The sequence below is a fragment of the Paenibacillus sp. M-152 genome (assembly GCF_003856555.1).
In the GTDB taxonomy this organism is placed as follows: Bacteria; Bacillota; Bacilli; order Paenibacillales; family Paenibacillaceae; genus Paenibacillus; species Paenibacillus polymyxa_C.
Genome location: NZ_CP034141.1, coordinates 1,473,578 through 1,486,164 on the forward strand (window position 1 = coordinate 1,473,578; position 12,587 = coordinate 1,486,164).

Annotated in this window: 11 protein-coding genes and 1 pseudogene; 11 read left to right on the forward strand and 1 reads right to left on the reverse strand. The window is 40.8% G+C overall.

All coding sequences use genetic code 11. The features are described from left to right. Positions 1–97: 97 nt before the first annotated feature. The 6 genes and pseudogenes from tatC to EGM68_RS06565 all read left to right on the forward strand — a co-directional run bounded on the left by tatC (position 98) and on the right by EGM68_RS06565 (position 6,165). Positions 98–865, forward strand: coding sequence for a twin-arginine translocase subunit TatC (gene tatC, locus EGM68_RS06540; protein ID WP_013369879.1), 768 nt, complete (start codon positions 98–100; stop codon positions 863–865). A gap of 291 nt (positions 866–1,156) precedes the next feature. Continuing rightward, the gene (gene groES / locus EGM68_RS06545; protein ID WP_007429271.1) at positions 1,157–1,438 is read left to right on the forward strand and encodes a co-chaperone GroES; all 282 of its coding nucleotides are present in this window, start codon (positions 1,157–1,159) and stop codon (positions 1,436–1,438) included. A 73-nt stretch (positions 1,439–1,511) separates the two neighbouring features. Further along, positions 1,512–3,140 (forward strand): chaperonin GroEL, encoded by a 1,629-nt coding sequence (gene groL / locus EGM68_RS06550; RefSeq protein ID WP_013369880.1) that lies wholly within the window; start codon positions 1,512–1,514, stop codon positions 3,138–3,140. Positions 3,141–3,374: 234 nt separating this feature from the next. Beyond that, positions 3,375–4,793, forward strand: a complete 1,419-nt coding sequence (locus EGM68_RS06555; protein ID WP_129548867.1) for a helix-turn-helix transcriptional regulator — start codon at positions 3,375–3,377, stop codon at positions 4,791–4,793. A 190-nt stretch (positions 4,794–4,983) separates the two neighbouring features. Beyond that, positions 4,984–5,218, forward strand: a pseudogene (locus tag EGM68_RS25990) (hypothetical protein). A gap of 143 nt (positions 5,219–5,361) precedes the next feature. Then, positions 5,362–6,165 (forward strand): discoidin domain-containing protein, encoded by an 804-nt coding sequence (locus EGM68_RS06565; protein ID WP_025677648.1) that lies wholly within the window; start codon positions 5,362–5,364, stop codon positions 6,163–6,165. 259 nt (positions 6,166–6,424) lie between these two features. Here the strand turns inward: EGM68_RS06565 and EGM68_RS06570 are convergent, their stop codons facing one another. Continuing rightward, on the reverse strand, positions 6,425–6,877 hold the full coding sequence (locus tag EGM68_RS06570; RefSeq protein ID WP_240664131.1) for a MerR family transcriptional regulator: 453 nt from the start codon (positions 6,875–6,877) through the stop codon (positions 6,425–6,427). A gap of 176 nt (positions 6,878–7,053) precedes the next feature. Between EGM68_RS06570 and EGM68_RS06575 the strand changes: the two genes are divergently transcribed. The 5 genes from EGM68_RS06575 to EGM68_RS06605 all read left to right on the forward strand — a co-directional run bounded on the left by EGM68_RS06575 (position 7,054) and on the right by EGM68_RS06605 (position 12,567). Beyond that, positions 7,054–7,998: an MBL fold metallo-hydrolase gene (locus tag EGM68_RS06575; RefSeq protein WP_129548868.1), complete on the forward strand. Its 945-nt coding sequence runs from the start codon at positions 7,054–7,056 to the stop codon at positions 7,996–7,998. Positions 7,999–9,066: 1,068 nt separating this feature from the next. Further along, positions 9,067–9,690, forward strand: a complete 624-nt coding sequence (locus tag EGM68_RS06580; protein WP_129548869.1) for a LysE family translocator — start codon at positions 9,067–9,069, stop codon at positions 9,688–9,690. A gap of 346 nt (positions 9,691–10,036) precedes the next feature. After that, complete coding sequence (locus EGM68_RS06590) at positions 10,037–10,780, forward strand: collagen-like protein (protein WP_129548870.1); 744 nt, start codon at positions 10,037–10,039, stop codon at positions 10,778–10,780. 161 nt (positions 10,781–10,941) lie between these two features. Beyond that, the gene (locus tag EGM68_RS25995; protein ID WP_481855299.1) at positions 10,942–11,070 is read left to right on the forward strand and encodes a phage terminase small subunit-related protein; all 129 of its coding nucleotides are present in this window, start codon (positions 10,942–10,944) and stop codon (positions 11,068–11,070) included. 615 nt (positions 11,071–11,685) lie between these two features. Next, entirely contained in the window at positions 11,686–12,567 is an 882-nt protein-coding gene (locus EGM68_RS06605; RefSeq protein WP_206099043.1) for an AraC family transcriptional regulator, read from the forward strand. The last annotated feature ends 20 nt before the right edge of the window (positions 12,568–12,587 follow it).

Sequence of the window (12,587 nt, forward strand, 5' to 3'; positions counted from 1 at the left end):
TTTGCTGCTTGTATAATGAACATGAGCCTCTTCTTTAGTGAAGGGCTTTATTTTTTAGGAGGCGCTGCTGCGTTCCGTTCAGAAAGGAGGAAAGGACTTGACCCCATCAGAGCATGAAATGCCGCTAATGGAACATCTGGGTGAGCTCCGCCGACGAATAATTTATGTGCTGATTGTATTTGTATTGGCACTGGCTGGTGGATTGTTCGCGGCGGGTTCTGTCTATAACTGGCTTATTCGCTCCGGTTCGGCGAAAGCTTTTCAGTTAAATGCATTTTCCTTTTGGGACGGAATCGGCATCTACATGAAAATCGCCATGATCATTGGGATTGCAGTGGCGTTACCGTTTGCATGCTACCAATTGTGGAAGTTTGTCAGCCCGGGATTAAGGCCGCAAGAACGGAGCGCAACCTTGCGATATGTGCCTTATGTGCTGCTTTTGTTTATGATTGGCGCAGCTTTTGCTTATTTCATTATTTTCCCGATGGCGATTCAGTTTACATCGTCCGTCACTAAAAGTATGGGATTGCAGGAAACGTACGGTATTGCGCAATATTTCACCTTTATGTTTAATATTGTGTTGCCTGTAGCGTTGCTGTTTGAACTCCCCCTGCTGATCATGTTTCTGACAGGGATTCGTGTATTAACCCCGATGAGGCTTCGCAAATGGCGGAAGATTTCTTATTTCCTGCTTGTTTTTGTTGCCGTTGTTATCACTCCGCCGGATTTTATATCCGATTTTTTGGTGGCGATTCCGTTGCTGGTGCTGTATGAAGCGAGTGTATATTTGTCATCAGTCGTGTATCGCAAGCAATTGCGTGCACAGGAGGAACGGGAGGCCCAATTGCGTGTAGCTGCGGAATAATTAGACAGGACCTGAATGGCTCAACAACTAATTTCTCTAAAATTGATCAGTATAGCTATCTTAAAAATAACCATTAGCCTTGAGTTAACGGTTATTTTTAAGATAGGTGGATATAATCGAGAATGGTTGCCCATAAAAATTCCCATAAAAAATACATTAGGGACTTGAAATTCAATCTCAAGTTGAGTATCATAAAGTTGGTTGTTAGCACTGACCACTGTTGAGTGCTAATACATACAACATAACAACCAAATTACAGGATAAAACACTTAATAAGGAGGCTATTTTTTCATGATCAAACCTTTGGGTGAACGCGTATTGGTGGAAGCAATTGAGCAAGAAACAACGACTTCCTTCGGAATCGTACTTCCTGACTCTGCCAAGGAAAAGCCGCAAGAAGGCAAAATTATCGCGGTTGGCGCAGGCGCATTGAAAGACGGTGCCCGTATTCCTCTGGAAGTAAAAGAAGGCGACCGTGTCATTTTCTCCAAATACGCTGGAACGGAAATCAAATATGAAGGTAAAGAATATTTGATTATGAAAGAAAGCGATATCCACGCGATCATCGGTTAACCGGAACCCGGACAAGACCTAAATATAGGAATTGAAACAAATCATTCATAATCCATAGGGAGGTTTATCACAAATGGCTAAAGACATTAAATTCAGTGAAGACGCTCGCCGCTCCATGCTGCGCGGGGTAGATGCATTGGCTAACGCTGTTAAAGTAACACTCGGACCGAAAGGCCGTAACGTTGTACTGGAGAAAAAATTCGGTAGCCCGCTCATCACTAATGACGGTGTAACGATTGCAAAAGAAATCGAGCTGGAAGACGCGTTCGAAAACATGGGCGCTCAACTGGTTAAAGAAGTAGCAACCAAAACGAACGATGTAGCTGGTGACGGTACTACTACGGCTACTGTTTTGGCTCAAGCCCTCATCACTGAAGGTTTGAAAAACGTAACTGCTGGCGCAAGCCCAATCGGTATCCGTAAAGGGATCGACAAAGCAGTTAAAGCAGCTGTTGCTGAACTGCAAGCTATCTCCAAACCAATCGAAAGCAAACAATCCATTGCTCAAGTAGCTGGTATTTCCGCTGCTGATGATGAAGTAGGCGAATTGATCGCTGAAGCTATGGAAAAAGTGGGCAAAGACGGTGTAATCACAGTTGAAGAATCCCGCGGTTTTGCAACAGAACTGGAAGTAGTTGAAGGTATGCAGTTTGACCGTGGCTACATTTCTCCGTACATGATTACAGATACGGACAAAATGGAAGCTGTTCTGGACAATCCGTATATCTTGATCACTGACAAAAAAATCACAAACACACAAGAAATCTTGCCATTGCTTGAAAAAATCGTACAACAAGGCAAGCCACTAGTTCTGATCGCTGAAGACATCGAAGGCGAAGCGCTGGCTATGCTCGTTGTCAACAAACTGCGTGGTACATTCAACGCTGTAGCTGTTAAAGCTCCAGGCTTTGGTGACCGTCGTAAAGCAATGCTGCAAGATATCGCTGCCCTGACAGGCGGTCAAGTAATCACAGAAGAACTGGGTCTGGACCTGAAAACAGCTTCCGTGGACCAACTGGGTACAGCACGTCAAGTGCGTATTACAAAAGAAAACACGATTGTGGTTGACGGTGCTGGAAACAAAGCCGACATCGACGCTCGTGTTAGCCAAATCCGTACGCAACTGGAAGAAACTACTTCCGAGTTCGACAAAGAGAAACTGCAAGAGCGTCTGGCTAAATTGTCTGGCGGCGTAGCAGTAATCAAAGTCGGTGCGGCTACTGAAACAGAATTGAAAGAACGCAAACTGCGCATCGAAGATGCCCTGAACGCAACCCGTGCTGCGGTTGAAGAAGGTATCGTATCCGGTGGTGGTGTAGCGCTCCTGAACGTATACAAAGCAGTTGCAGCTGTTGAACTGCAAGGCGACGAGCAAACAGGCGTAAACATTGTGTTGCGTGCTCTGGAAGCTCCAATCCGTACCATCGCTGCTAACGCAGGTGAAGAAGGCTCTGTTATTGTTGAGCGTCTGAAACGCGAAGAAGTTGGCGTAGGCTTTAACGCAGCTACTGGCGACTGGGTAAATATGATTGAAGCTGGTATCGTAGACCCTGCGAAAGTAACTCGTTATGCATTGCAAAACGCAGCTTCCGTAGCGGCTATGTTCCTGACTACTGAAGCAGTGATCGCTGACAAGCCAGAACCAGAAAAGGCTGCAATGCCTGACATGGGCGGCATGGGCGGAATGGGCGGCATGATGTAATAAATCCAAAATCCCTTGCTGTAACAAGGGTTTAGGTGATCGATATATTGATTTGTTAACGATTTGTTAACAATCAGTCCGTTTTTATAGAGGCTCTCATTAGTTCTCCGAACTTTTGAGAAGCCTCTTTTCTTTTTCTGGCCAAAAAAAGATATTGACAACTGGTTAATTGCTGGACAAAAATAGTAAATGATTATAAAATACTGGAATTTTTATGCGAGGGGTGGCTATGACATGAAGCATACACCTACGATTCGAGCAGAATTAGACAGATATCTACAGCAAGAGGGTTTGAACATAGCGCAATTTGGACAAATTGCAGGCATGAATAGGGGAATAATAAGTGCTATTGTAACAGGGAATAAGTCTATGTCTGTTAACCAGCTTGACCTCATTACTGAGGCTATGGGTTTGCCGGAAGGTCACTTTTACGACTTGTTCATGGAAAACTACATCATCGATCACCCTCCGAATATGAGGCGAATCGAGCCATTTTTGTATCGTTGTGCAGAGTTAGACAAGCTGGGTGTGATACGTCGAGTGGTGGGGGCCATCATGGACAATCTACTCTATTCGCCCAAACTATTTGACATTGCAGAGCAATTATTGGCACAGGGACGACACGCGGCGGCATTACTGCTCTATGAGGGGGTGGCTGAAGCGGAGAAATATCAACACTCTGAGCGTTTGGCAGTCTGTCAATATCGTATATTTACGATTCAAGTTGGAGACGATCAAAGCCGTAATCTTAGTGCAGCTACGATTTTTGAAGTTTTTGTTGAGCGCCTTGATGAAATAGACCAACTTGACGCATTGAAGGATTTGGCTAATGTGTACAGGTCTTTGCGTAAATGGGACAAGGTTGACGAAATGGCGAAGAAAATGAGAGCTAAAGCCGAAATCCACTATACACTGAAACATCAACAGAACAGTCGAAGCCACACTGAATCTACTGATAAGCTAAGCCGTCCATTGTTTGTATACATTTGCTATGCTGATCTGTTGTGTGCAAGCGTCTGTGAAGCTCAAGGCGATTATCAACGAGCCCTAGACTATACATACACCTACGCTAATTTAGATTGGGTAATGGAGACTGACGAAGATACCCGGCACTGGATTAGCTTGTTCAAAAGTTGGGCAGAAGGTAATACTTACGTATATAAACTTTTATCAGGAGATATAAATGTGCTGCATGATTATATTGAATATATTGTAGCAACATCAGTGACTAACGAAAACGAGAAGATATCAAAACTACTTAATGTTATAATTGCCGCAAACCAATATAGCATAGATGTAGACGATATACTTCAACGGTTTGAACCAGAGATTAATTCATTTTCTGAACAGCCACTATCCGATGATATGTATACCCAACAGGTGATACCGGACTATATCGCGTGGTTTGGTTACGAGTTGGCTCATTATTATTTACATCGAAGTTTTTATGATGATGGTTTTAAACATTTGATGTATTCAATGGTAAGTTATCATACACTAAATAATGAGACTTATTTCATTAATTGTATGGGGCTGTTTTCACATTTTCGGGAACATGCGTCTCATGAAACCAAAGCTAGTTTTTTAAATCTTATTGAAAAGGTGTGGATGACTAATGTTGAAAAAAACGGTACTGCTGATTATCGCGGCTAGCTTTTTGTTGTTTATTATAACTGTGCCAGATCAAGCCTTTAACCACCATAGTATCCAGCCTCAGGTTACTATTGGAGGAGCTTAAACGTAAGTAAAGCAAATCCTCGTTGCCCTTAACTGGTCGGCGGGGATTTGTTACATTGAAGGAATTACAACACCACTCACCGAATGAATTACTGAGGTAATCAGCATGAACCATACATATAATTTGTTAAAGTCGGTTATAGAACTATTTACAGCTGTATTAAGCCAGGTAAAGGTGTATGTTGTTGAGTCGTTAGGAGAAGACTTAATATCGGTTGTAGACTATGGAGGATCTATAGAAAAGTTTTCACCTGATTCGGTTAAGATTTGCCGGAGCGTATTACATGCAGAATCAATTTGAATTTAGAGTAGATGTCAAGAAGGGCTCGACTGGTATTTGACCGGTATGAGCTTTTTTAATACCCAATAAAAAATAAATATGAAAATATTTAGAATGTATTTATAGATTAGCAAGTTTATGTTTAGACACAATTCCTTAATTAAATTATTCTTAGTTCTATTAAACCTATTGGAGGATTATTTAATGAAGAAAGCATGTATAACGATTTTATTTTTAGTTCTATTATCTTTACCCTTATCGAATGTCTTTGCAGCTGAAGCAGAGTATTCAGAAAATTTAATTCCTAAAATGACATCTAACAATTTGCCATCTGGAGTGGCAAGTGCGAGCAACGAATTTTCATACGCATATAGATCTTTTGACGGGGATTTTGCAACTATCTCTAGTGCTTGGGGATCTAATGAAAATCCTGCCTGGTTAAGATATGACTTTCCTAAACCTGAAGTTATTGAACAATACGTTATATATCCACAGACAACGGCAACCGACCGCGCCCCTAAAGATTGGACTTTTGAAGGCTCAAATGATGGGGTTACTTGGAACGTGCTAGACACTCAGTCAAATATCACTGAATGGGTAGATAGCACTCCAAAAAAATTCACTTTTTCTAATTCTAACTCATACAAGGATTATAGAATTAATATTACAGCAAACAATGGAAGTCAGTATATACATCTTGGCGAATTAGAGATGATGTCTAAATTATCAAGTTCCACTCCTAACCCAGGAACAGAGGAACCGACTCCGAACGGGGATCGTGCAATTCTAGTAGTCACCATGACAACTGGCTTAGAGAAGGAATTTGATTTGAGTATGAAAGAGGTCAATGACTTTATTGCGTGGTATGAGGCTAAACAAGCAGGTTCTGGATCGGCTTCATATGCCATTAATAAGCACGATAACAATAAAGGCCCGTTTAGCAGCCGTAAAGATTATATGCTATATGATCGTATCCTGACGTTTGAAGTAAGTGAATACTCTAAATAAATTAAAAAGCTCTGCTAACCTTACGGTCGGCAGAGCTTTTTAGTTGAAAAATTGCTTACAGACGGACATTTAAGGCGGAACTGATATGAATCAACTTTAAATGTATGTTGAATAACTATAATAAAAGAAACAACGGTAGAATAGGACGGGAAAATAAAGCCCTAGACTATCGCTATTTCATTGAACTAACGTTTCCCGTTAGTTCAATCAATTCTATTGCCATCGTATATGCTGGTGGTGAACCAGGTCTTCTACATTACTATATCGTCTTCGTAAGTTTTTGGTACAGGGCTATCTTCTCGTTAGCAAGGGAAATCATGCACTCAAGTTCCTGCCGCTTGGATTCCAGTTCCACCAGATGCTTTTCAAGAATTTCTATCCGTATGTGTAAGGCAGGAGTAAAATTAGCAACTTCTTCCCCTTTTTGAATTTTATCCAGTACACATCCGTCACGGGTAAATTCCGTAATCTCCTCAAGCGACAATCCCAATTTTTTTAATCTAATTAAACATTGTATATATGAAACCTCACTTTCGGTATAAATGCGTGTCCTTCCATTTCTTCGATTTGGTTCCTGTAGCACTCCAATTTTTTCATAATAGCGAATCGTATAAGGAGTTAGCCCCGTTCTTTCTGATACTTGACTTATAGTAAGCATTGTTTTTTTATGACACTCCTTTTTTCTAAACCAAAATTTAAAACTATTATACATCTTTAAGTCAACTCGAAGTCGATATTTGCACCTCTAACTTCATTTCAGAAATTTGTGCTTGATTTCTAGTTGACTCTAACTTGTAAGCTAAAGTTGCTAATTGATATACATGAAACATAAAAAAACTAAAGATAAAAGGAAATGGTGTCAAACTTATTTTGATGGAGGCATAAACAATGAACAACAAATATTTCACGATTCAACAAGCAGCGGAAGGTATCTGGGGTGCTATTTCGGTACCTGGTAGTGGTTCGCTGGGGAATGCGGCAATTATTGACATTGGGGATTTGACCGTTGTTGTGGACACAACCAACCTACCGCATTCTGGTGCTTTGTTACGTCAAACCGCAGAACAATTAACGAATAAACCAATTAAATATGTGATCAATACTCATTTCCATGGAGATCATGTCAACGGCAATCAGGAATTCATGGAAAGTGATTTTATATCTACCGTTTGGACAAGAGATTTGCTATCTGAAATGGGTAAAGTGAATATTGATCTAATGCAACAAAACATTCAGAAGTTAATAAATAGCCTACATCAAGTACGTTCACAAGAAAAAAATCCGCACATGTTAACCGAAATCGGCTATGATCTTTCCGTGCAGAGAGCCCTGTATGATGCTATCCCTTCCCTTCGTAGGGTGATACCCACGATAACTTTTGACGATAAACTAGTTATAAAAGGAGCAAAACGCACTGTCGAAGTTTTATCCTACGGAGGCGGCCATTCTTTAAGCGATGCCGTTATTTACGTGCCTGAAGAACGAACCTTGATTGCTGGTGATTTAATAACCAACAAGACGATTCCGGTCATGCCATACGGTAATCCATACGCTTGGATACGCATCCTTAGACGCATTCAAAGAGATCTGAAGGTAGATACTGTCATTCCCGGGCATGGAGATGTGTCCACTCCAGATAAAATCCTAGATGTCATTCGCTTTTTAGAAAAAACGATCGCTTATGTGTCTGAAGCTGCGACGAGCGGAAAACCAGAGTCTTACTGGTTAAATGAAGGTGTATTAAATGGCTATGAAGATTGGCATCTAGCTCAGTATTTCAGATGGAATTTTCGCTGGCTCTTCAATACAATGCTTGTTCAAAAAAATAGATGAGACACAACTAGCACTCCCTTTAACTCCACCAGATTCACAAGACCAGTTCTGAATGTCAACCCGGCAGCACGTTTGGGTATTTTCAAACGTAATTGGCAGTCTGCTTGTTAGGTTAACCTGCCACGTTAGCTTAACATCGCCGTTCAGTCTACAACTTTTCAGCAGGCTGCCGTAACTATGCTAGATCTGGAGATAAGACGCGGAGGTGTACAGAAAGCATAAAAAGTTAGTTGCTTGCTTTAGAGCAAAATAACCATATTCTGGGGCCGGATAAGTCTACACTACGAGATATCGTCATTCTGGAGAGTTGGGAGCGGGATAGAACATACCTATGCCGCCAAGAGAAGGGGAGATATTTTAGAATATTAAAATTCAGAAAGATCATTGCTACTTCCTATGCCTCAATATACAATAGAAGGAAATTGTTGATGAAACCGAATGGTGTGTGGCAACATGGCTGCTTGGATCTCAAAAAAATCACATGAAAAATACCAATTCTGGCGAATGAGGGCAGATGTAGACGAATAAAACTTTCTGAAGATAAGCCCAAACAAGCTATACAATAGAAGATAAGTTTTATGGCGTTCCTCTGCGCGAGTAAATCAAAGATGGGCGGCATGATGTAATAAGGGTCTCAAAACCCTGTAATACCGCTATTTAAAGGGCTCCCGAGAGGGGGCCCTTTTCTATACCATTGCTACACCATGGTTGCTCAAGCAGCTTGCAGCAGAGTTTATGTAATTCGGCAGTTTACGTTAGATCATTTGCTCTAATAGTTTCTAACATACTGGTTGATTGATAACTCGCACAGGTGAAAATTAAAAAGAAAATAGGTTTTCTGGTATGCAGAGGTTGACCAATGTGTCGGCCTTTTTGATTTTCTTTAATATTTGAATAGGAACAAATTCATGAAGAAAAGCCCAGGGCACGAATATGTATGCTTTGTAATGACCCCAATCCGAATCCAGAGAATACAACAATGGGCGCGTCCTTTTGCGATCAACTCAATTGTCAGATCCCTTTATTGTGGTGTAGTATATATTCAAATTATCCAAAGGGGGAAGTTTTGTGGAGCTTCAAACTATATTAGCTTTTTTGGGAGCAGCAATTGTTCTCACCATTATGCCGGGTCCCGACAACGTGTTCACACTGACACAGAGCATAGCAAAGGGTAGGAATGCAGGGATATTTACTACTTTAGGCCTTTGCACGGGATTGTTGGTTCATATTTTTGCAGCAACCTTCGGCCTTGCGGCAATAATTTATCAATCTTCCTTGGCGTTTGCAGTAATCAAATACGCTGGAGCAGCTTATCTATTATTTTTGGCGTATAAGTCATTTAGAGCAAAAGATACGAGTTTTGAACTTAAGAGTGGAGATACCTTAAATTACAAGTCATTGTATAAAAAAGGTGTTATCATGAATGTATTGAATCCAAAAATATCACTTTTTTTCTTGGCTTTTCTCCCTCAGTTCGTAAACCAAGAAAGCGGTAATGTTTCTACTCAAATGCTAGTTCTTGGAGTAGTATTTTTAGTGCAAACTTTAGTGCTTTTTATTTTGATAAGTATTTTTGCTGGAAAAGTAGGCTCCTTTCTACGGAGAAATCCATCCTTTTCTAAAAAAATCAATTATATTCAAGGCTCGTTATTTACACTTATCGGATTAAAAATCGCATTTACCCAAAAATAATAGAAGGTAGTATTTTTCAAACCAATCATTAAGGACTAGCTGTTGAGCTAGTTCTTTATTTGTTGAAAAAGCATACAACCCACGGGTTGACCTTTAGCCGGGCGATGTTGAATAAGAGAAGCTAAAGCAGTCCATTGTGCGGTTGGGTTACATCGACCCGATCATTTGGAACGAACGCACCGGGAACCTAGTGGACGGTCACCAACGGTACAAGATCATGGTCAACGAGTTGGAGCATACGGGCAGGCCTATGCCTATCTTTTCCTAGATGAAGTCAACAGCCCAATCTTTTTGGTTAATTGCACAATAAGCTAATTTGACTAGACTTTGGAGGTGACTATTAATTATGTTTCGACATTATTGTTGGCAAAAGAGAATGCATCGGAGAAAATTTAGAAGATGTGCAGTTAAAAAGGTCAAAGTTTCGCCGAAGGTCATTGTTAAAGGGATTAGAGGACCTCAAGGACCGCAGGGACCCCAAGGACTGCCAGGTCCACAGGGAGTTCCAGGTGCTCAAGGTCAGCAAGGACTACAAGGTTTTCAAGGAATTCCCGGTCCTGCAGGGCCAGTAGGAGTAACGGGACCGGCAGGAGCAGTAGGACCAGCAGGACCGGCAGGAGCAATAGGACCAGCAGGACCAGCGGGAGCAACGGGGCCAGCAGGACCAGTAGGGCCTGCTGGCTTCGGGATATCAGATTTCTTAAGTGTTTTCCGAGCAGATCCTGGCACGGGGACTGACACAGTTCCGGGTAACACACCAATTACCTTTACTGGGGTTTTAGCGAATGTTGGAGGTGCATTTACTTTCACTCCTCCATCCCCAACGATAACAATTAACGAAACGGGGAGCTACTTCATCTCATTTTCTATTCATAACCAAGGTGATGCTGACTTCAATCTCACTGTTAACGGAACTCCTATAACACCTTTACCTTTCTCAGGTAATGGTGGGGGGCCTACCGCAGCTGAAGTTATTGTAACCGTTACAACAGTTCCAACTACAATACAACTGGTAAATGCCAACGCAACTCCTGCTCAGTTGCACAATAATATTAATACAACTATGACAATATTAAAGTTGACGCCTTAATATTGTTACTTAGTAGTAGCTTATTCAGCAAAAGGCTTAAGGTTTATGTCTTTTATCCAGTCAGTTTGTCTAATTATTCAGAGACCTAAGCTATGGAGGCAGTGAAATGCAGAATGTCTAGAGAGAGAAGTCCTGAACGGGACAAAGTCAGACACATGTAGTTGGAGAGCAGCGGGACGATGCGATTTAAGGATATCGCCGCTGCTCTTTCTGTTCCTGAAAGTCGGGTCCGTAAATGGAAGTACATTACCATGGCATCCGCGCCAGTTTTATTGGGAGCTTCCTTTTGAGTCGGATACAACAGTGATCGAATTGCACATTAGCTTCAAAAGGATGAATGTTAGGTATTGAAATATGGCTGATGGCTTTCTTTCATATTAATAAAGTCAGCCGTAGCATTTGAAGTAGTCAAATATGCGGGTGTAATACCAGGTTATAATCCCAGTTTGCAGTTTTTACTGATGGGTTCTCTTTACGCTCTACTTTCGATTTTATGGTTTACTACAATCGTATTATTGTTAAATTACATAAAATGGTTAATTTCACCCAAAGTTCAGAATATTATCGATAAGCCCACGGGACTCGTGCTGATTGGATTTGGTTTAAATATGATCTTCAAAGTTCAAAAAACAGGATCATAAATAAAGGGACGGGCTATAGAAGCTCGTTCTTTTTTGTTGGGCGGTTGAACGCCTTGCATGAAAGCGTTGACATGAATTTCAACCCTCTATATACTTAGCTTAGTTAAATGAGAATGAATAGCACTAGGATTGTTACTGTTACGCAGGCAAAACCTAAGGAACAAAATGTTAAGATCCAAGGATCTTATGTATTTTGTTATCTTAGGTTTTTTTGTTTATGGAGAGAGGGAGGTATTATGTTCACATCTGAGAGGAGCGACAAACTTGGAATACAAATATGAGCTGGTTCAGGCAGACAATCATTTTCCATTAAAAATTATAGTTCATTCCTCCAATGAACCAGCATACATACCTAGGCATTGGCACGACAGCATCGAAATATCTTATGTAATCTCAGGAAAAATCGACAATATCTATATAGATGGCATGAATTATAGCTCCCAAGAAGGAGATATCGTGCTCATTAATTCGAATGCTATTCATTCCTTTTCTGTGGCTAAGGGCAAAGGTAGAGAGGCTATAACCGTTTTGATTCCTTCTGGATTTATTCGAGAAAATACTAAGGACAGTAATCCCATTTCATTCGATTGTATATCCATTTTCGAAACCAATCAGCAGAGATTACAGCATTTTAAGGAGCTGCGTGATCTGTTAAACACATTATTTGTAGCTTACCTCAACCAGCACAATGACCCTTTGGTACATATCCATCTAACGTCGCTATCTTATAAACTGGTGTACCTTTTATTAATGCATTTTAAAATTGACAACGAATCGATCCCTGGCTTTAACACTCATAAATATTTGGAGCGACTGACGTTGATAACCGATTATATCATAGAAAATTACGATCAGAGTCTATCCCTGGATTCCATAGCTCAGGTTTTTGGATTGTCTCCCGAATATTTGTCCCGTTTTTTTGTAAAGCATGTAGGTATGACGCTATTTCAATATATCAATGCCATCCGTCTGGAGAAATCTTTCCGTGTTCTTATGAATACGGACCATTCTATTATACAAATTGCGCTGGAACACGGATTTCCAAACGAGAAGTCTTTTGCCAGGGTATTTAAAAAGGTTTATCAAGCGACACCGCATCAATATCGTAAAAAGCACAAGAGGCGTTCTGAAGCAAGGAGTCAGTAATTGACCTGAATTAGGCTAAT

What these genes read in the sequence shown, in the direction of transcription:
- EGM68_RS06565 (WP_025677648.1), top strand. Translation starts at nt 5,362, where the DNA reads ATGAAGAAAGCATGTATAACGATTTTATTTTTAGTTCTATTATCTTTA.
- EGM68_RS06590 (WP_129548870.1), top strand. Translation starts at nt 10,037, where the DNA reads ATGTTTCGACATTATTGTTGGCAAAAGAGAATGCATCGGAGAAAATTT.
- EGM68_RS06570 (WP_240664131.1), bottom strand. Translation starts at nt 6,877, where the DNA reads ATGTATAATAGTTTTAAATTTTGGTTTAGAAAAAAGGAGTGTCATAAA.
- EGM68_RS06555 (WP_129548867.1), top strand. Translation starts at nt 3,375, where the DNA reads ATGAAGCATACACCTACGATTCGAGCAGAATTAGACAGATATCTACAG.
- EGM68_RS06575 (WP_129548868.1), top strand. Translation starts at nt 7,054, where the DNA reads ATGAACAACAAATATTTCACGATTCAACAAGCAGCGGAAGGTATCTGG.
- groES (WP_007429271.1), top strand. Translation starts at nt 1,157, where the DNA reads ATGATCAAACCTTTGGGTGAACGCGTATTGGTGGAAGCAATTGAGCAA.
- groL (WP_013369880.1), top strand. Translation starts at nt 1,512, where the DNA reads ATGGCTAAAGACATTAAATTCAGTGAAGACGCTCGCCGCTCCATGCTG.